Genomic DNA, 19,712 nt, shown 5'->3' with positions numbered 1-19,712 from the left:
ACGACGCGCCGGGGGGGGCGTGCGCATACGGCGAGGGGCCGCCCCCAGCCTGAAGCTGGAAGCGGCCCCCGGAGCGGACGCTGTGTCACTCTCGCCTAGAGGGCGAGCTCGACGAAGTAGGCGCTACTCGTCGTTGTCGCCGCCGGTCGAGGACATGGCAGCGGCACTGTTGTCCTGGTGGCCCACGACGTCACGCCAGACCCACTCGGTGAAGCGCGGGTGGTCGTAGCCGTTGTCGCAGGCGAACTGGAAGGCCTCGTCGCGGAAGGCGCGCCACTCGGCGATCTTCTCGGCGTACTTCTCGGCGTCCACGAGCTCGAGCGCGTGGGACGCGAGCGCCCAGCGGTCCATCTCGTTGAGGCGAAGCATGTCGTAGGGCGTGGTGGTAGAGCCCTCCTCCATGTAGCCGTGCACGTGGAAGTTGTCGTGGCCCGGACGGTCGAAGATCAGGCCGTGGATGGTGTGCGCGTAGGCATGGTAGGCGAAGAGCACAGGCACGTCGGTGCCGAAGAGCTCGGAGAAGCGCTCGTCGCTGATGGCGGCGTCGTTCTCGCCCGCGTTCTGGATGCTCAGCAGCTTGACCACGTTGACGAACTTGACCTTGAGGCCCATGTCCTGCAGGGCGTCGGACGCCGCGAGGAGCTCGAGGGTGGGCACGTCGCCGCAGCAGGCGAGGACGATGTCGGCCTTCTCGCCCTTCTTGACGTTGCCGGCCCACTCCCACTCGGCCACGCCCTCGGCCAGCTCGGCCTTGGCCTCGTCGATGGTCTGGAAGGTCGGCGAGGGCTGCTTGCCCGCGAAGATGGCGTTGATCTTGTTGGTGGACTTGTAGGCCTCCTCGCCCACGGCCAGCAGCATGTTGGCGTCGGCGGGATAGTAGGCCTCGACCACGTGGTCGTTGTGGAAGTTCTTGTTGAGGAGGACGTCCACGAAGCCGGGGTCCTGGTGAGAGAAGCCGTTGTGGTCCTGGCGCCAGACATGGCTGGTGAGCAGGATGTTGAGCGAGGCGATGGGCGCGCGCCAGGGGATGTGGCGCACGGTGGCCTCGAGCCACTTGGCGTGCTGGTTCACCATGGAGTCGACGACATGGATGAAGCTCTCGTAGCTCGACCAGACGCCGTGGCGACCGGTGAGCAGGAAGCCCTCGAGAAGGCCCTCGCACTGGTGCTCGGAGAGCTGCTCGATGACGGAGCCCACGGAGCTCATGTGGACGTCGTTCTCGGGGTCGGCGTTGAAGCCGGCGTCCCACTGCTTGTCGGTCAGCGAGTAGGCGGCCTGCAGGCGGTTCGAGGCCGTCTCGTCGGGGCCGAAGACGCGGAACTTGGTGAAGTTGAGCTTCATGACGTCACGGGTGTAGTCGCCGAAGACGCGCGACGCCTCGGTGGTGCCGAAGCCGTGGCCCTTCTCGGCGACGGGGATCTCGTAGTCGTGGATGTCGGGGAGCTCGAGCTCCTCGCGCACCAGGCCACCGTTGGCGTTGGGGTTGGCGCCCAGGCGCAGTTCGCCCTCGGGCATGAACTCGGTCACCTCGGGACGCAGGCTGCCGTCCTCGTTCCAGAGCTCCTCGGGCTTGTAGGAGCGCAGCCAGCTGCGCAGCACGCGGAAGTGCTCGTGCGTGTCCTTGGCGGACACCAGGGGCACCTGGTGCGCACGCCAGCTGTCCTGGGTCTTCTTGCCGTCGATGTACTTGGGGCAGGTCCAGCCCTTGGGGGTCTTGAAGACGATCATGGGGTACGCGGGACGCTCGGTCTCGCCGGCGAGGGCGCGCCACTTGATGTCGCAGATCTCGTTGAAGACCTGCTCGAGCAGGGCGGCGAAGCGACGGTGGATCGAGATCGGCGGCTCGTCGTCGAAGCCGGCGACGAAGGTGTAGGGGTGGTAGCCCATACCGCGGAAGAACTCGTTGCGCTCCTCGTCAGAGATGCGGGCGAGGATCGTGGGGTTGGCGATCTTGTAGCCGTTGAGGTGCAGGACGGGCAGGACGATGCCGTCGGTGAGGGGGTTGATCAGCTTGTTGGTCTGCCAGGAGGTGGCAAGGGGACCGGTCTCGGCCTCGCCGTCACCCACGACGGCGAAGGCGAGGAGGCTGGGGTTGTTGAGGACCGCACCATAGGCGTGGCTCAGGGTGTAGCCCAGCTCGCCGCCCTCGTGGATGGAGCCAGGGGTCTCGGGCGCGAAGTGGCTGGGGATGCCACCGGGGTAGCTGAACTGGCGGAAGAAGCGCTGCAGGCCAGCCTCGTCGTCCGTGATCTGCGGATAGCACTCGCGATAGGTGCCGTCGAGCAGGGACTGCGAGGTGCCGGCGGGTCCGCCGTGGCCCGGCCCCATGAAGAACACGACGTTCTGGCCGTGGTCGTGGATGAAGCGGTTGACGTGGCCCATCAGGAAGTTGAGGCCCGGAGTGGTTCCCCAGTGGCCCACGAGGCGATGCTTGACGTCGGCACGGCCGAAGTCGCGGGGCTGGCCGCTCTTCTCGTCCACGAAGTCGTCGCGCATGAGGGGGTTGCTGCGCAGGTAGATCTGGCCGACGGACATGTAGTTGGCGGCGCGCCAGTACTTGTCGACCCAGGCCACCTCCTCCTCAGCGACGGGGGCGTCGAGCTTCTTCCAGGGGGTACCCAAATCTTCTGCCATGCGGACTTCCCTTCATTCGAACGTCCAGGTGACGCGCTTGCGCATAAACACTGCCAAAACGCAAAAAACACCAATATGACTTTGCCCATTTTAGCCTACGAGTGGATAATCGTCCCCTCATTTTGACCGTTGGCCGATTGCTGCTGGCTAAATTTTGCTAAACATGGAATAGCGCGTTTAGTACCAGTGGGCGCACCTCTCCCCCGCCGACAGCCCGTGCTGCCCCGCCGAAAACCCCACCAACCACGGACGCGGACCCTCCCGTTCGCGCTAGCCTACGGGTCAGCGGGCCTACCCGCTCATGCTCATTCCTTGGGGAGAGGAGCTCCTATGCCGGTTGCCACCAGACCGTTTGGCCACTGCGAGGATGGCCGGGAGGTCCACCTGTACGAGCTTCAGAACTCCTCGGGCATGCGCGCCTGCGTCACGGACCTCGGCGCCTGCCTGCAGGCGGTCGTCGTCCCCGACGGGAGGGGCAGCTTCGTCGATGTGACCCTGGGTTACGACGGCGCGCCCGGCTACCTGCACAACGGCGCAGACTTCGGGGCCATCGTGGGCAGAAACGCCAACCGCATCGCCGGCGCGAGCTTCGAGCTGGCCGGCACGACCTACCACCTCGCGGCAAACGACGGCCCCAACAGCCTGCACTCGGGCCCGCACTTCTGGTTCGAGCGCCTCTGGAAGCTCGCCGACGGCCCGCGCCGGAACGGGGACGGCAGCTGCCAGCTCACGCTCAACCTCCTGAGCAGGTCGGGCGACCAGGGATTCCCCGGTGCGCTCGACGTTTTTCTCACCTACCGCCTCTTCGAGGACGGCCATCTCGAGCTGAGCTTCGAGGCCATGCCCTCCGCCACCACCATCGTCAACCTGACCTGCCACGCCTATTGGAACCTCAACGGACATGCCGCCGGCTCGGTCCTCTCGCACGAGCTCTGGCTCGACTGCGACCGCTACACCCCCTCCGACGCCCGACTCATCCCCACCGGAGAGCTCGCCGACGTCACGGGCACCCCGTACGACTTCCGCAGCACGAAGGTGCTGGGTCGCGACATATGGCTCGTTCCCGGAGGCTATGACACCAACTTCGTCCTGAAGAACGACGAGAGGGTGGAGAGGGTCGCCCGCCTCACGGGTGACCAGAGCGGAATCTGGATGGACGTCTGGACCGATGCCCCGGGCCTGCAGCTCTACACCGCAGGCGGGCTCGACGCCCTGGGCAAGGGCGGCGTGCATCATGGCCGCTTCGACGGCGTCGCCCTCGAGACCCAGTTCTTCCCCGACGCCATCCACCACAAGAACTTCCCCCAGCCGGTCTACGCGCCGGGACACCCCTTCGTCTCGCGCACGGTCTTCGCCTTCGGGCACGCCGAACGCTAGGGCCGCCAGCGCCGCAAGCTCCCTCATCGCATGCGCCACCCGTGCGCATGCCGTGCTCCGCCCGTGCACGAGCGCGTCCGACGCGTCCGCCTCGCGCTCGAAAGCGTCCAACGCGTGCGATACAAACGCGAAAACGTCCAACGCGTCTTTGAGCTCACCGCCAACTGGGCAAACGTGAGGCTCTCAGACGCGTTGGACGTACTCGGCGGAAATTCAGACGCATCGGACGTACTCGGCTGCAGGCTGCACGCGTTGGACGCCATCGCGAGACAAAGCGCACGTGGCGCCAGGCGAGAGTCGCCCGCCTACGCCGTCGTGGGCTGCTGCTCCGCTGCGTCCTCCACGTGGTAGCGCTTGTACACGTAAGCCGTGATGAGCGGTGTCAGGATGGCCGTCACGATGGCGGCTGCCGCCACCTGCGCCGTCGCCGTGGCCAGCACGGCCCCGCCGAAGCGCTCGGCGCTGACGGAGGCCATGGCCGCCGGGGTGGCCACGTTGGCACCCGCGCAGCTCGAGATGGCCGCGCCGGCCACGCCGGTACCGCCCGTCGCACGGTCGGCGGCGACGGTCACGAGCGCGCCGCCCACGGAGCAGATGACGCCCAGCAGGATGCCGGGAAGTCCCGCCTGCACGATCTGGCTCAGGGTCATCGTGGAGCCCATCGCGAAGAAGGTCAGGATGATGATGCCGGGAAGGCCGGCCGAGAGGGTCTTCTTGAGGCTGGGGAAGCAGTTGCCCAGCACGATGCCCAGCAGGATGGGCAGTACGGCGCCCAGAAGGCTCCAGCCCAAGGGCGCCTGTCCGGCAGCCCCTAGCACGATCATGGTGACGGGAGGACCGACCACCAGGGTGGTCACGGCGACGGCGCCACGCTCGACCTCGGTGCCGTAGTCTCCCATGAGCCCCGCATAGAGCGAGTTGTTCGCGCCGGAGCAGGCGGCAAGGATGACCATGGACGAGAGTCCCAGCAGGTTGTCGCCCAGAGCGAACTGCACGATGAGCGCCAGCGCCACGCAGAAGACGACCTTGGTCGCGATGATGATCGCGCCACGGACGGCGGCCTTCGGCGCCGACTCGAACGAGATTGTGGTGCCCACCATGACCAGGAAGGCGCCGACGAGCGCGCCCGTACCTCCGGTGGTCATGGCCGTGGTGAAGCTCCCCAGGGCGAAGACCTGTGGGAAGAAGGTGTTGATGGTGCAGGCGAGGAGCAGGGGCACGAGGATGTTGGCCCCGGGGATGCGGCCGAGCATCTTGAAGAAGCCGCCGCCCTTCTCCGCCTTGGTTGTTGCCTCGGACATGTACGCTTCCCTTCGGTTTGCCTGCGCATGCTTCGGGGCCCTGGCCGAGCCGGGCCCCAACTGGTCGTACGACGTGACGTGCGCGGGTGCTTACCCGTCCATCACGATTCCGCCGTCACAGTCCCCCACCTCGCCGTTGACGAAGCTCGCGAGGTCGGACGCGAAGAAGAGCACCATCTGCGCGGGCTCGGAAGGCTCGGCGGCACGGCCCAGCGGGATGATCGAGATGACCTTGTCGTGCTTGACCGGGTCCTCGCTGAGCGCAGTGGTCATGCTGGTCAGGGTGAAGGAGGGGCAGACGGCGTTGCACGAGATGCCGTACTTGCCGCCCTCCTTGGCGATGGCCTTGGTGAGACCGTTCACTCCTGCCTTGGACGAGGCGTAGGCGGCGGTGCCCAGCAGGCCCCCGCCGATCTTGCCGGCCACGGACGAGACGTTGACGATGCGCCCGCCGCCGTGCTCCTTGAAGTAGGGGAAGATCGCGCTGCACATGGTGAAGGTGCCCGTGAGGTTGACGTCGATGGTGCGCTTCCACTCCGCGTCGTCGACCTGCTCGAAGGGCTTGGCCGAGATGACGCCCGCGTCATTGATCAGGATGTTGACGCCCGGGACCTCGTCCAGGATCCGTGCGACGGTCGAGCGAACTGCCGCGGAATCGCCCACGTCGAGCCGGTAGTAGCGGTTGCCCTCCCCCAGCGACGCGACGAACTCCCTGCCGCGCTGCTCGTTGAGCCCGATGACGACGACGTGGCCGCCGCCCTCGACGATGCCCTTGCAGATCTCGGCGCCGATGCCGCGGGTGCCGCCGGTGACGATCGCGGTCTTGCCCGTGAAGTCAAAAGCCATGCCCTGCTCCCTTCCATGTCGCAGCTTGCTTGCCGCAGAGAGCTTAGACCCTTTGGGGGCTACGTTTTATTCAGATTTGTAAACTATCGAATATTGTTCATACGAAATTTGTATTCAGATTACTGGTCCTTTACTTCGTCCTCAAAGGTCAGCGTCCTTCTCGACAAGCACGATTCGCATGCATTCTTTTATGAGAGCCACTGCATAATTCATTCGTTCACATTTCCTACACAAGACACGCCGGCGACGCGCGACATCATGACGGATAGCTTCGAGCACCCACGACGTCAAACGCGCGTCTCTCAGCAAGAAATACGTCAAACGCGTCCGAAGCACTCACGTTTGCCCAGTTGAACAGGCGAGAAAAAACGCGTTGGACGTAGTCGGGCATTTTTCGCACGCGTTCGACGTAGTCGAGTGTTCCTTGCACGCGTTAGACGTAGTCGGACAACTCTCGCACGCGTTGGACGTATTCGGTGGAGAGACACGCGTTTGACGTCGTGGGTGGGCATCGTGGGCAACGCGAGGCGCGCGCCGACCAACCTGCGGCCGACGCCCGTGCGTCAATCAAATCTTCAAAGTGGTAAGTGGTGAGACGTGGCCTACGCCAGCTGCGCCTCCGCGGCCTTCTCGGCCTCGTTGGCGCGCCTGAAGTCAGCGAGCCAGGCGCGGTAGCCCGCGACGTCGTCGACATCGGGCTCCAGCGTCAGCTGCTCCATGCCGGCGAACACGCGCTCGTCCAGGAAGCTCGAGAGCGACTGCCCCTCGGCCTTGTTGACCATGTAGGATGCAGCGACCGCCTGGCCCCAGGCGCCTCCCTCCCCCGCCGTCGCCATGACGGTGACAGGCGCCTCGAGCGCCGCCGCAAGCAGGCCCTGAGCCACCTTGGGCGTCTTGAAGATCCCGCCGTGCCCGTAGAGCTTGTCGATACGCACGCCCTCCTCGCGCAGGGCCTCGTTGCCCGCGGCGAGAGCCCCGAAGGCCGCCATAATGTGACAGCGCATGAAGTTGGCCACGTCGAGGCGCGCGTTCTGCCGGCGCAGGAAGAGGGGAAAGCCCGTCTGGACGCCCATGACCGTCTCGCCCGAGACGAAGGGCACGGACACCAGGCCGCCCGCGTCCTTCTCGCCCTCCAGGGCCGCGTTGAACAGGGTGGCGAAGATGCTGGCCTTGTCCGCCTCCTGGCCCATGACGCGCAGGAAGTCGGCGAGGAGGTCGACCCAGGCGTTGATGTCGGAGCTGCAGTTGTTGCAGTGGACCATGGCGACGGGATCTCCCATAGGGGTGGTGACGAGGTCGATCAGCGGGTTGGAGGGGTCCTTGAGCGCGTGCTCGAGCACGACCATCGAGAAGACGGAGGTCCCAGCCGAGACGTTGCCCGTGCGCGGGGCCACCGCGTTGGTGGCGATCATGCCGGTGCCGGCGTCGCCCTCGGGCGGGCAGACGGGGCAGCCCGCCTCGAGGTCGCCGTCGTGGTCGAGGAAGCGCGCGCCCTCCTCGCTCAGGTGCCCCGCGACCTCCCCGGCAAGCATCACGCGAGGGAGAAGGTCCTCGGCCTTCCACACGACCCCCCTTTGGGCCACGAGCTCGTCGAACTTGGCCAGCATGCCCGCGTCGTAGTCTTTGGTCGCGGAGTCGATGGGGAACATGCCGGAGGCGTCGCCCACCGAGAGCACGTGCTCGCCCGTGAGCCTGCGATGCGCGTAGCCTGCCAGGGTGGTGAGGCTCGCGATGCGTCCCACGTGCTCCTCGTCGTCGAGCACGGCCTGGTAGAGGTGACTCACGCTCCAGCGCTCGGGGATGTGGAAGCCGAAGAGGCCCGAGAGCTCACGGGCGGCGCGGGTCGTGGTTGTGTTGCGCCAGGTGCGGAAGGGCACCAGGAGCTCGCCTGCGGCGTCGAAGGGCAGGTAGCCGTGCATCATGGCACTCACTCCCAGGCCCGCGACGCGGCGCAGGGTCACGCCGTAGCGTGCGAGCACGTCCGCCTTGAGCGCGGCGTAGGCGGCCGCGATGCCCTCGTCCAGCTCCTCCTGGGCGTAGGTCCAGTAGCCGTCGACCAGGGAGTTCTCCCAGTCGAAGGCGCCGATGGCGACGGGCTGGTCGTCCGCGTCGTCCAGGACGGCCTTGATGCGAGTGGACCCGTACTCGATGCCCAGGGTGCACTTCCCCGCCTCGAGCTCCTGGGCGATCTGCTGTGTGGTCTTCGTCATGTCTCCTCCAAGGGAAGGACCGCAACCCGCGAGGGGCTGCGGCCCAGGTCAGCCAGAGATGGGGGCGGTGGCGGGCATGTCGGCCCGCCGTCCGTGGGGCCTAGCGGTAGTACACCTCGCCCAGCTTGAGGTCGCGTTGGAAGTCGCGGAGCCTGGTGTTCTCGTCGATCACCACGGACTCGATGCCCATGGCCTCGGCCCAGTCGACCATCTGATCTGCCGTGAGGTCGTAGGACATGGCGGTGTGGTGCGCCCCGCCGGCGTAGATCCAGGCGGTGGTGCCCACCTTGAGGTCGGGGCGCGGTGTCCAGAAGACGGTGCCGGTGGGGAGCAGCGGCATGGGCCTCTCGACCCTCTTGCAGTCGACGTCCTGGATGATCAGGCGGAAGCGGTTGCCCAGGTCGACGAGGGAGGTCGCGATGGCGGGGCCGGTCTTGGCCGTGAAGATGAGGCGCGCGGGGTCCTCGCGCTCGCCCATCGAGAGCGGGGTCGCGCGGATCGAGACCTTGCCGTCGGCGACGGCGGGGTCGACCTCGGCCATGTGGGACTCGAGGATGCCCTCCTTGCCCTTGACCAGGTTGTAGGTGTAGTCCTCCATGAGCGCGGAGCCTTTGGCACCCTCCATGCCCGCGGTCATGACCTTCATCAGGCGCACCATGGCAGGGGTCTTCCAGTCGCCCTCGGGACCGAAGCCGTAGCCCTTCTGCATGAGGCGCTGGATGGCGAGGGACGGCAGCTGCTTGAGGCCGCCCAGGTCGCCGAAGTGGTCCGAGAAGGCATTGTAGCCGTGCTCGACCAGGAAGCGCTCGATGCCGATCTCCTGCGCGGCCTGCACCTCGACGTGACGGCGGAACTCCTCGGGGTCGCGGCCGTCCAGCACCAGGTCGTAGCTGTCGTAGTACTCGTCGGTCAGGGCCTTGACCTCGGCGTCCGTCACGCCCTCCACGTAGGGGACGAGGTCGTTCACGGGCCAGGCGTCGACGGTCCAGCCAAACTTGACCTCGGCCTCAATCTTGTCGCCGTCGGTCACCGCGACGTTGCGCATGGTGTCGGCGAAGCGGGCCACGCGGATGTTGCGGCTCTCGTTGACGCCCACGGCCACGCGCTGCCAGGCACCGAGCTCGGCCTGGGCCTCGGGGTCCTTCCAGAAGCCGAAGACAACCTTGTGGTTCCAGCGCATGCGGGCGAAGATGTGCCCCAGCTCGCGCTCGCCGTGGGCGGCCTGGTTCTCGTTCATGAAGTCCATGTCGATGGTATCGTAGGGAATCTCTTCGTTGTACTGGGTCGCGAACTGGCAGAGCGGCTTGCGCAGGTCCTGCAGGCCCAGGATGTAGGACTTGGCGGGCGAGAAGGTATGCGCCCAGGTGATGATGCCGGCGCACTCGTCGTCCACGTTCGCGGCGTTGAAGGTGGCGCGGATGACGTCGCTGGTGAGTAGGTTGGGCTTGAGCACGACCTCGAAGGGCACGAGCTTGCTTGCGTTGAGCTCGGCCACGACCTCGGCCGCGTGTTGGGCGACGTGCTCGAGCACCTCGTCGCCATAGAGGTCCTGGGTGCAGGGGCAGAACCAGAACTTGTACTGCTTGATCTTCAGCATGAAGAGCCTCCTTTTGCGAGCCGCGCTTTCGCGGCGATGCCGTTCGGGAGGGGAGGCCCCGGGCGGGACCTCCCCGAGAGAGGGCTACTTGATGACCTGGTTGGCCTCGCGGTCGGAGAAGAGGGCGAGGAAGATGAGGAACACGACGCCCATGATGAGCTGCTTGGGGGCGGCCTCGAAGCCCATCATCGAGAGGCCGCGGTCCAGGATGCAGTAGGTCAGGACGCCCACGACGATGTTGGAGAAGCGCACCTTGGCGCCGCCCGAGATGGGCAGGCCTCCCAGGACGAGGGCGAGCATGATCTGGGTCTCCATCATGTTGCCGCCGGTGGCAGTGACCGAGCCGTTGCGGATGGCCAGGATGAAGGCGGCGAATCCCGTGATGCAGCCGGCGGCGACGTAGACCAGGACCTTGGTGCGCTGGACGTCGATGCCCGCGAAGCGCGCGGCCGTCTGGCCCGCGCCGATCGCCTTGAGGTTCGAGCCCAGCGGCGTGAAGGTGAACACGGCGTAGAAGACCACGAGGCAGGCGATGGTGATGGCCATGAGCAGGGTGGGGTTGTTGAGGTCGGCCTGCAGGTAGCCGGCACCCTGCGCGGGGGAGTTGGTGGTGAGGAAGGCCACCACGCCGCGCAGCAGGAACATGGTGCAGATCGTGACGATGAACGAGGCTATCTGCCTGCGGACGTGGAAGTAGGCGTTCACCGCGCCGATGAGCCCTCCGCAGGCGATGCCGCCCAGCACGGCCAGGACCGGATTCACCTGCGAGAGGTAGCACACCACGATGCAGCAGACGCCGATCATGGAGCCCTGGCTGAAGTCGAGCGAGCCCATGGACATGATCATGAACACGCCGATGGCCGCGATCATGAGCACGTAGGTCGAGTTGAGGATGAGCCTGATGTTCTTGACCTGGACGAGCTTTCCGCCGGTGGCGACGGCAAAGAACAGGAAGATCAGGAGGAAGCCGAGCAGCGGCAGGATGGATCGCACGTTGATCTTGGAGAGAAGTCCGGACTTGGTCTGCTTGTCACTCTCGCCTGCCACGGTGGCAACGCCGTTGGTTTCAGTCATCTTGTTCGCCTCCTAAACCATCAGAGAGATGAGGTCTTGCTCGCTCAGGTCGCGGGAGCGCTTGAGTTCGCCGTTGATCTTGTGGTCCTTCATCACGAGGATGCGGTCGCACATGCCGATGAGCTCCATGATCTCTTCCGAGATGACGAGGATGGCCTTGCCGTCCCTGCGCATCTGGTCCATGAGGGCGTAGATGTCGGCCTTGACCTTGATGTCGATGCCGCGGGTGGGCGAGTCGAGCAGGAGGATGTCGGACTCGGCGCCCAGCCAGCGCGCCAGGACGACCTTCTGCTTGTTGCCGCCCGAGAGCGCGGAGACGAACTGGCTCACGCCGACCATCTTGACCGACATCTCCTTGGCGTAGCGCTCCGCGAACTCGCGCTGCCTCTTGGCCGAGAGGGGCAGCCCCATCTTGCGCAGCGAGGGCAGCGTGACGTTGTCCTGGATGGTGTCGGCGATGAGGAGCGATTCGTTGTCGCGGTCCTTCGAGGCGTAGGCGATGGAGTGGTCGATGGCGCAGTTGATGCTGTCGACGCTCGTGCCGTCCGAGAGCGTGACCTCGCCCGTGCGCTCGTAGGAGGCGCCGAAGAGGGCCTTGCCCACCTCGTGCATGCCGCACTCGGAGAGGCCGCCGATGCCCAGGATCTCTCCCCTGTGCAGCTCGAGCGAGACGTCCTCGAGCTGGCCGGGGACGCTGACGCCCCTCATGGAGAGGGCCACGCCGGCGGCGAGCGACTCGCCGTAGTCCTCGCGGTAGTAGTGACCACTCATCTGGCGGCCGACCATGAGGGTCTTGAGCTCCTCCTCGGTCACGTCCTTGGCGCTGACGGTCTTGATGAACTCGCCGTCGCGCAGGATGCTGATCGTGTCGGACATCGAGAGGACCTCGGCCATGTCGTGGCTGATGAAGATCACGGTGCGACCGTCGTCGCGGACCTTGTTCATGACGCTGAAGAGCTTGTAGCGGCCGTTCTGGCTGAGGGCCGTGGTGGTCTCGTCCACGACGAGGACCTTGGGCGCGAACCAGGTGGAGCGCACGATCTCGACGAGCTTGCGGTCCTCGAAGTTGTAGTTCTCGATGGGGTCCGAGGCCTTGATGTAGTCCAGGCCGTAGTCCGCGAGGAGCTCCTGCGCCTTCTTGTACATGGCGCGGGTGTTCTTGATCCCGCCGCTGATGAACTGGTCCTCGTCGCCGAGGAACATGTTCTCGGCGACGGTGAGGCCGTCGAGGGTGCCCTGCTCCTGGACGATGACGGCGGCACCGTGGTGGTTGGCGTCGACCTGGTTCCTGGGGGCGATCTTCTGGCCGTCCAGCTCGAACGTGCCCTCGCCGATGGTGATGATGCCGGTGAGCATGTTGGTGAAGGTCGACTTGCCGGAGCCGTTCTCGCCTATGAGGGCGTGCACCTCTCCCTTGTAGAAGTCCAGGGAGACGTGGTCGACCGCGTGCGTGGGCCCGAAGCGCTTGTCGATGCCCACGGCATGGAGCATGATTTCCCTTGCCATCCTGCGTCCTCCCTTCCTACTTGACGACGGCGCCGTTGCGACGCTTGGTGGTGAGCGTGACGATGGCGAGCAGCGTCGCGCCGGTGACGATGTTGTTGACGGTTGTGGGCATGCCCAGGGCGACGAAGCCCGCGAAGATCATGGCCACGATGTACTCGCCGATGAGGATGGACACCACGGGGTGGCCGTACTTCTTGAAGGCCAGGCCGAAGAAGGTGCCCATGAGCGGCTGGAAGTTGAGCGCCTGCGAGAGCATGCCGGTCTGGGGCGTCTGCGCGGTGCCGTAGCCCAGGTAGAGGATGGACATGATGCCCATGAAGGTGCCGCAGAGCATGAAGGCGATGGCCTTGTAGCGGTCGACGTCGACGCCCATGTTCTTTGCCACGAGCTCGTTGGCTCCGATGGCGTTGGTGTAGGTGCCCACCTTGGTGTACTTGAGGATGAACCAGCAGAGCAGGAAGGCGAGCAGCGCCACCACGAGGTTCCAGGGGTAGGAGCCGAAGAGCTTGTAGGAGTCGCTCAGGCGCGTGCCGTTCACGTTGGCGATCCAGACGGAGAAGCTCTCGTAGATGAGCGAGAGGCCCGTGGTCACGATGATCGACGGGATGTGCATCTTGATGTAGGCGATGCCGTTGCAGAAGCCCAGGGCGAGGCCGACCAGGATGGGCACGACGATGACCGAGACCCAGCCGAGCTGGGGCGTCAGGGCGATGGCCGCGAGCTCCGAGACAATCAGGATGGAGCCGATGGAGAAGTCGAAGAGCCCCATGACGCAGATGAAGTACATGCCACAGCCGCCCACCGCGTAGATGAGGGCGGTCTGCAGGTACGAGGTGAGCTTGTCCGACGAGCCGAAGGTGTCGGGAGACGAGACCTTGAACACGGCCCAGATCACCGCGGCGATGAGCAGGAGCAGCCCCACCCCGTACCACTGGCTCTGCCGGGCCTTCTTCAGAAACGATTGCATCAATCGCCCCTTCCTCATGTTGCTGACAGGCGTTTCGCAGTGAATCGGAGGGAATCCGAGGACTCTCGGGCTCCCTCCGATTCGGATGCCGCTATGGTGCCGGCCTGGCCGACGTCAAGCGCTGCCCGGGCGTGACGGGTCTAGGCGTGGCGGGTCTAGGCGTGGCGGGTCTTGACGTCCTCGATGCTGAGCGACGTGGCGGCCTTGTTGAGGTCGTCGAAGCTCTTCTCCGCGAGTGCCTTGATCTCGTCGTCGGTGTAGGGGGCGTCGTTCACGAAGTACTTCTCGTAGTCGGCGTACTCATCGGAGCTCGAGACGTAGACGTAGGGGAACTTAATCTCGGCGCCGAACTCGCCCTCCTTGACCTCGAGCTTGCCGGTGCAGGCCTGGTAGGTGAGCATGAAGGCGTACAGGGGGTCGCAGAAGTGGCCGCCGGACTCGGCGAAGATGCCGCCGGAGGTGAGCTGGTCGGCGAGGTCGGAAAGGAAGTCGGTGGAGACGACCGAGATCTTGCCCGTGAGGCCCATGTTGGCGAGCTGACCGATGGAGCCCACCAGCGGGTCGCCACCGCCGCCGGCGACGATCAGGGCGTCGATGTCCGGGTTGGTGTTGACGAACTGCTCGGTGACCTTGGCGCCCTCGGCCGAGGAGGTGTTGGCGTAGACGGGCTCGGTCATGGTCGCCTGGTCGCTGGGGTGAGCGGCGTTCCACTCCTCGAGGCCCTCCTTGTAGCCCTGCCAGCGCAGCTGGAAGGTGGCGTCGCCGACGGTCCATCCCTCGAGGCAGATGTGGCGGGCGCCGGTCTTGTTGGGGCCGCCCTTCTCGAGCAGGAGGCCCATCAGGGTCTTGCCGTTGAGGACCTCGTCCTCGTGGACGGCTCCGACGTAGTACTTGGAGCTCTTGGCCGCGGCGTAGACGTCGGGCGAGGCGGTCTCGGAGATGATGCGGTAGAACTGCGTGACGTACATCTCGTTCTCGTTGCAGGTGTTGATGACGGAGGTCATCTCGGAGTCCGCGGAGTTGCAGATGATCATGCCGTTGCAGCCGGCCGCGGCGAGGGTCTCGGCGGAGGCGGTGACCTGCTCGGAGACGTGGCCCTGGTCGACGACGGTGGTCTCGACGCCCAGGATGCTCGCGGCCTTCTTCACGATGTCGACCGAGAGGGAACCAAGTGCGTCGGTGGAGCTCCAGATGGAGACGCCGATCTTGACGTCCCTGCCCGACGCGTCGGAGCTGCCGGAGTCGGAGCTGCCGGACCCGCCGCTGCAGGCCGCGAGTACGGATGCCGCGCCCAGGCCCGCGCCGGTGACGCCCGAAAGCTTGAGGAAATCGCGCCTAGAGAGATTGCCCATTCCAAGTACTCCCTTCAAGAACCTTCCCGACCAAACAGTCGCCTTCGTGGGTGCCGTGGCACCCGTCTGCGGACCCTCTTGCCTGTCGTCCCCTGGCCCCTGTTGTTTAGGTCTCTGTTTACTGCCCACAAGAGAGAAAAACGACGGTCCGGACCTCGAAGAACGCCCCCCATGTAAGAAAGTGCCGCAGAACATGCGGGTCAATGTGACGTGTTTCGTTCATCGACCCTTTGCCTAACAACGTTGTAGCCTCTCTGGCACGTTCGCGAAACTCATTTGCCCGCGAACGGTTACAAAACAGTTGTGAACGGAGAAACATCAGTTAAATAGCAGTGTGTGAGGACTATTTTAGTAATTCGAAACTGAACATTTATGGATTTGTTCACCTAACAATTTGGATGGGTGCCAGAGAGTTGGTCTGGCAGGAGGAGCCCGGGAGGAGTCGGGCCCCTCTGCCCCACACGCGGCCCGCCAATACGCAACAATAGCCAGTGCAATAGAGCGCGGAAGAGAGAAGGAGCCCCATGGCAATCACCCCCGAAGAGGTCCGCGAGACCCTCGACATGGTCTCTCGCCAGAACCTCGACCTCAGGACCATCACCATGGGCGTCTCGCTCTTCGGCTGCGCCGACGAGGACATGGCGCGCATGTGCACCAAGATATACGACCGCATCACGACGACGGCCGAGCGCCTGGTGCCCGTCGCCAGCGAGCTCGAGCGCGAGTACGGCATCCCCATCGCCAACAGGCGCGTCTCGGTCACCCCCGTGGCGCAGATCGCTGCCGCCTGCCCCGACCGGGACCTCTCGCCCATCGCGCGGGCGATGAACCGCGCGGCCGAGACCCTGGGCATCGACTTCATGGGCGGCTTCTCGGCGCTCGTCCAGAAGGGCATGGGAGCCACCGACCGCCGCCTCATCGACTCCATTCCCACGGCGCTGGCCTCCACCGAGCGCGTCTGCTCCAGCGTCAACGTGGCCAGCCTGCGCGCCGGCATCAACATGGACGCCGTGCTGCTCATGGCCCAGAAGATGCTGGAGTGCGCCGAGCTCACCCAGGACATCGACTGCTACGGTGCCGCGAAGCTCGTGGTCTTCTCCAACATGGTAGAGGACTCCCCCTTCATGGCGGGCGCCGTCCATGGCGGCGGCGAGGCCGACGCGGTCATCAACGTGGGCGTCTCGGGCCCGGGCGTGATGGCCGCAGCCCTCGGGGAGCTGCCACCGGACGCGGACCTCACCGAGGTGGCCGAGCGCATCAAGCAGACCGCCTTCAAGATCACCCGCGCCGGGGAGCTCATGTGCCGCGAGGCGGCGCGGCGCCTAGGCGCCGAGAGGGGCATCGTGGACCTGAGCCTGGCGCCCACCCCGGCGGCGGGCGACTCCGTCGCGAAGATCCTCGAGATCATCGGCGTGGGCGAGTGCGGCGGCCCCGGCACCACCTGCGCCCTCGCCCTCCTCAACGACGCCGTCAAGAAGGGCGGGGTCATGGCCAGCTCCATCGTGGGTGGCCTCTCCGGCGCGTTCATCCCCGTCTCGGAGGACGCGGGCATGATCCGCGCCGCCCAGGACGGGGCACTCAGCCTCGAGAAGCTCGAGGCCATGACCTGCGTCTGCTCCGTGGGGCTCGACATGATCGCCATCCCCGGCGACACCTCGGTCGAGACCATCGCCGGCATCATCGCCGACGAGATGGCCATCGGCGTGATCAACGCCAAGACCACGGCCGTGAGGCTGATCCCCGCCATAGACAAGCGAGAGGGCGACGTCCTCGAGTTCGGCGGCCTCTTCGGCTCCGCCCCGGTCATGCCCGTGAACCGCTTCGCGGGAGACGTGCTGGCGCATCGCGGCGGCCGCTTCCCCGCCCCGCTCAACTCGCTCAAGAACTAGCCCGGGGCTGGGATGGAGCCCAGGCCGAGGCCGAGGGGACCCAAGGGCCGCGAGCCCCTGCTCCCCTACAACTTCCTCGAGGTGTCGCTGGTGACCCTCTCCATCGCCGCCCTGAGCCTCGCCTGGCCCCTGGGTCTGGGCGAGCTCGTGGTCGGGACGCACGACGGGACGGAGGCTGCGGCCGCAGACCCCGACGAGTCGCTGCCCTCGGACGTGCTCCTCTCGCTCGAGCTCCCCGACGCGTCCCTCACGGCTCTGGGGCATCCCCGACCGCAGACCATAGCCTGCATGAGCGCCGTCCAGGAGGAGATCGTCCGCCTCGCCGCGCAGGGGGTGGACGTGGGCTTCTGCCTGCGCGACCTCGACGGCAACGAGTTCGTGGCCTACCAGGCGAACAGGGACTTCTACACCGCGAGCAGCATCAAGGGGCCCTACGTGGCCTCGCTCCTCGAGCGGCGCGTGGACGGGGGCGACCTCCCCCTGGGCGACGTCGCCTCCCGCGTGAGGAGCATCGTCCTCTATTCGGACAACGACGCCTACGCGAGCCTGGTCGACCAGTACGGCGAGGAAGGCTTCGCAGGATGGCTCGAGGAGGCCGGCGTCGACACCGGCGTCTACGACGACCTCGGCGCGTACGCGGAAACGAAGTACCCCCGAAGCACCCCCTCGCAGCTGGCAGACGAGTGGGAGGGCATCCATGCCTACCTGGACCACAGGACGAAGGCCTCCGAGCTCCTTGCGGGCCTCTTCGAGGAACGCGAGACGAGCCCCATCAGGGATGCGCTGGGCAGCGACGCGCGCAGCTGGTCGAAGGCGGGCTGGTTCCCCACGCGCGAGAGCGATCTCGTGACCCCGGCGGCCAACGACGCCGGCATCGTGCTCCACCAGAACGGGAGCGGCTACGTGCTGGCCGTCATGTCAACCTCACCAGCTGACCTCGACGCACTCGAGGGGGTCATCCGGACTCTGGACGAGCTGAGCCTCAGCCTCTGACGGCCCGCCTGTGGCGGTCGCGCCCGGAGATGGCGGCTAGCCCAGGAAGAGCACTTCGGGCTCGAGCCTCACGCCGAACTGGCGCAGGACCTCCTCCTGCACGTGCTCGATCACGGCGTGGACGTCGGCCGCGGTGGCGTTGTCCACGTTGACCACGAAGCCCGCGTGCTTGGTCGAGACCTCCGCCCCGCCCGAGCGCCAGCCCTGCAGGCCCGCGTCCATGATCAGCTTGCCAGCAAAGTGGCCCTCGGGGCGCTTGAAGGTCGAGCCGGCGCTGGGAAGCTCCAGGGGCTGCTTCTCCTCGCGACGGTGGGTGAGGTCGTCCATCGTCGCGCGAATCCGGGCGGGGTCCTGAGGCTCGAGGTCGAAGGTCGCGGACACGACTACCAGGTCGTCGGTGCGGATGCGGCTGGTGCGGTACCCCAGGGCGAGCTCGCCTGCGGGGATGGTGGCCAGGCTGCCGTCGGGCATGACCACGCGCACGCTCGCGAGGACGTCGGACATGCTGCCGCCGTAGGCTCCGGCGTTCATGAAGCAGGCACCGCCGATGGAGCCGGGAATGCCGCAGGCGAACTCGAGGCCAGAGAGCCCCAGCTCGCAGGCCATCTCGGCCGCCTCCTTGAGGGTCACGCCTGCCTGGCAGGTCATCTGGGTGCCGTCGACGGACACGTTGACCAGGCCTTCGGCCATGGCCACGATGACGCCGCGGTAGCCCTCGTCAGAGACGAGCAGGTCGCTCCCGCGACCGAGGACGAAGTGGGGCACCCCCGCCTCGCGGCAGGCGGCGAGCACGTCACGCAGCTCCTCGACGTCCTCGGGGATGACATAGAGGTCGGTAGGCCCGCCGATCTGGAAGCTGGTGTGACGGCTCATGGGCTCGTCTTCCAGGACGTTCTCCTCGCCCACGATGGAGCGCAGCCTCCAGGCGAGTCCCTGCAAGTGGTCGCCGCTCTCTGACATCCCGAATCACTCTCCCCGGCGCGCTCCCCGGCGCGGCTCGTCTGGCACGACGCCCTCGTGGCGCCGCCGTCGCAGCAGATTATAGGTTGCCTGGCGATGGCGGGGGCCGTTTGAGACGACCGTACTCGGACACCCCGCCAAAAACTGCGCACGGAAGCTCCGAATTATGGAGAGACGCATTGTGTACAAAGTCGCTAGCTGGACATATGCAGCAAGACGTCCCTCTTGCGAAAATCCCGTGCGCAGTTTTTCTCGGCACGAGAAGTGCTATAGTCACGCAGACAGTTTCGGGGCGGGGTGAGATTCCCCACTGGCGGTGATGGGCGCGAAGTTCGCCCGAGTCCGCGCGCCGCACAGAAAAGAGCGGCTGACCTGGTGAGATCCCAGGACCAACGGTCAAAGTCCGGATGAGAGAAACGAGGCCACCATGGCACAGGACTCCACCATGCGTCACGACACCCACTCCACCACCGAGCAGCGCGGCTGGTCGACCAAGCGCATCGCCGTCACGGCGCTCTTCTGCGCCGTCGCTGTCATCGCCACCCTCTTCCTGGAGTTCCCCATCCTCCCGGGCGTGTCCTGGCTCAAGTACGACCCCTCCGGCATCGTGGCCCTCATCGCGGGCTTCGCCTTCGGCCCCGCCACCGCTGCCGCGGTCTCCGTCATCCCCTACCTGGTGCATCTGGCGACGGCCAGCGGCATCTACGGCGTGATCATGGCCGTGCTGGCCACCTTCTCGCTCGCGGTGCCCGCTGCCCTCGTGTACCGCCGCGACACCAGCCTGCGCGGCGCCATCCTGGGCATGGTCGTGGGTGCCGTGGTCTGCCTGGTCGCCTGCATCCTGGGCAACGTCATCATCACCCCCTTCTACGCGGGCATGCCCGTCGACGCCGTCGTCGCGCTGATCGTCCCCGCGCTCCTCCCCTTCAACCTGATCAAGATCGCCCTCAACTGCGTGGTGTGCGCGCTGGTCTACAAGCCCGTCACCAAGGCCCTGGGCAACTAG

The 19,712-nt window shown here is 66.1% G+C and carries 14 protein-coding genes and 1 riboswitch; of the genes, 4 read left to right on the top strand and 10 right to left on the bottom strand.

All coding sequences use genetic code 11. The features are described from left to right. Window positions 1–123: 123 nt before the first annotated feature. A complete protein-coding gene (locus tag Q5923_RS05140; protein ID WP_303132560.1) occupies window positions 124–2,634 on the bottom strand; it encodes a phosphoketolase in 2,511 nt (836 codons plus the stop codon). A gap of 330 nt (window positions 2,635–2,964) precedes the next feature. Here Q5923_RS05140 and Q5923_RS05135 point away from each other — a divergent pair, with 330 nt between their 5' ends. Continuing rightward, a complete protein-coding gene (locus Q5923_RS05135; protein ID WP_303132558.1) occupies window positions 2,965–4,011 on the top strand; it encodes an aldose epimerase family protein in 1,047 nt (348 codons plus the stop codon). A 305-nt stretch (window positions 4,012–4,316) separates the two neighbouring features. Here the strand turns inward: Q5923_RS05135 and Q5923_RS05130 are convergent, their stop codons facing one another. From Q5923_RS05130 to Q5923_RS05095, 8 genes are all read right to left on the bottom strand, one after another. Further along, window positions 4,317–5,312 (bottom strand): 2-keto-3-deoxygluconate permease, encoded by a 996-nt coding sequence (locus tag Q5923_RS05130; RefSeq protein ID WP_303132557.1) that lies wholly within the window; start codon window positions 5,310–5,312, stop codon window positions 4,317–4,319. A gap of 90 nt (window positions 5,313–5,402) precedes the next feature. After that, window positions 5,403–6,158: an SDR family NAD(P)-dependent oxidoreductase gene (locus Q5923_RS05125; protein WP_303132556.1), complete on the bottom strand. Its 756-nt coding sequence runs from the start codon at window positions 6,156–6,158 to the stop codon at window positions 5,403–5,405. A 602-nt stretch (window positions 6,159–6,760) separates the two neighbouring features. Then, window positions 6,761–8,368: a xylulokinase gene (locus Q5923_RS05120; RefSeq protein WP_303132554.1), complete on the bottom strand. Its 1,608-nt coding sequence runs from the start codon at window positions 8,366–8,368 to the stop codon at window positions 6,761–6,763. 100 nt (window positions 8,369–8,468) lie between these two features. Further along, entirely contained in the window at window positions 8,469–9,965 is a 1,497-nt protein-coding gene (araA, locus tag Q5923_RS05115; RefSeq protein WP_303132552.1) for an L-arabinose isomerase, read from the bottom strand. Between the two features lie 84 nt (window positions 9,966–10,049). Continuing rightward, window positions 10,050–11,039 (bottom strand): ABC transporter permease, encoded by a 990-nt coding sequence (locus Q5923_RS05110; protein WP_303132551.1) that lies wholly within the window; start codon window positions 11,037–11,039, stop codon window positions 10,050–10,052. A gap of 12 nt (window positions 11,040–11,051) precedes the next feature. Beyond that, window positions 11,052–12,545 (bottom strand): sugar ABC transporter ATP-binding protein, encoded by a 1,494-nt coding sequence (locus Q5923_RS05105; protein ID WP_062531766.1) that lies wholly within the window; start codon window positions 12,543–12,545, stop codon window positions 11,052–11,054. Between the two features lie 16 nt (window positions 12,546–12,561). Next, window positions 12,562–13,512: an ABC transporter permease gene (locus Q5923_RS05100; protein ID WP_082719613.1), complete on the bottom strand. Its 951-nt coding sequence runs from the start codon at window positions 13,510–13,512 to the stop codon at window positions 12,562–12,564. A 155-nt stretch (window positions 13,513–13,667) separates the two neighbouring features. Next, window positions 13,668–14,864 (bottom strand): substrate-binding domain-containing protein, encoded by a 1,197-nt coding sequence (locus Q5923_RS05095; RefSeq protein WP_009278613.1) that lies wholly within the window; start codon window positions 14,862–14,864, stop codon window positions 13,668–13,670. A gap of 524 nt (window positions 14,865–15,388) precedes the next feature. On the opposite strand from Q5923_RS05095, the gene Q5923_RS05090 reads away from it, so the two are divergent. After that, entirely contained in the window at window positions 15,389–16,753 is a 1,365-nt protein-coding gene (locus tag Q5923_RS05090; protein WP_303132547.1) for a PFL family protein, read from the top strand. Between the two features lie 12 nt (window positions 16,754–16,765). Further along, the gene (locus Q5923_RS05085; protein ID WP_303132545.1) at window positions 16,766–17,746 is read left to right on the top strand and encodes a serine hydrolase; all 981 of its coding nucleotides are present in this window, start codon (window positions 16,766–16,768) and stop codon (window positions 17,744–17,746) included. A 36-nt stretch (window positions 17,747–17,782) separates the two neighbouring features. On the opposite strand, the gene murB is transcribed toward Q5923_RS05085, so the two are convergent. After that, window positions 17,783–18,706 carry a UDP-N-acetylmuramate dehydrogenase gene (gene murB / locus Q5923_RS05080; RefSeq protein ID WP_062531763.1) on the bottom strand — a complete coding sequence of 308 codons (924 nt, stop codon included), beginning with the start codon at window positions 18,704–18,706 and terminating at the stop codon, window positions 17,783–17,785. 279 nt (window positions 18,707–18,985) lie between these two features. Next, window positions 18,986–19,129, top strand: a riboswitch (FMN riboswitch). A gap of 4 nt (window positions 19,130–19,133) precedes the next feature. On the opposite strand from murB, the gene Q5923_RS05075 reads away from it, so the two are divergent. Next, on the top strand, window positions 19,134–19,712 hold the full coding sequence (locus tag Q5923_RS05075) for an ECF transporter S component (RefSeq protein ID WP_062531762.1): 579 nt from the start codon (window positions 19,134–19,136) through the stop codon (window positions 19,710–19,712).

The organism is uncultured Olsenella sp. (assembly GCF_959602185.1).
GTDB classification, from domain to species: Bacteria; Actinomycetota; Coriobacteriia; order Coriobacteriales; family Atopobiaceae; genus Olsenella_I; species Olsenella_I phocaeensis.
Note: the sequence above shows the minus strand (reverse complement) of the source record. Positions and strands in the feature narration are given on the sequence as shown.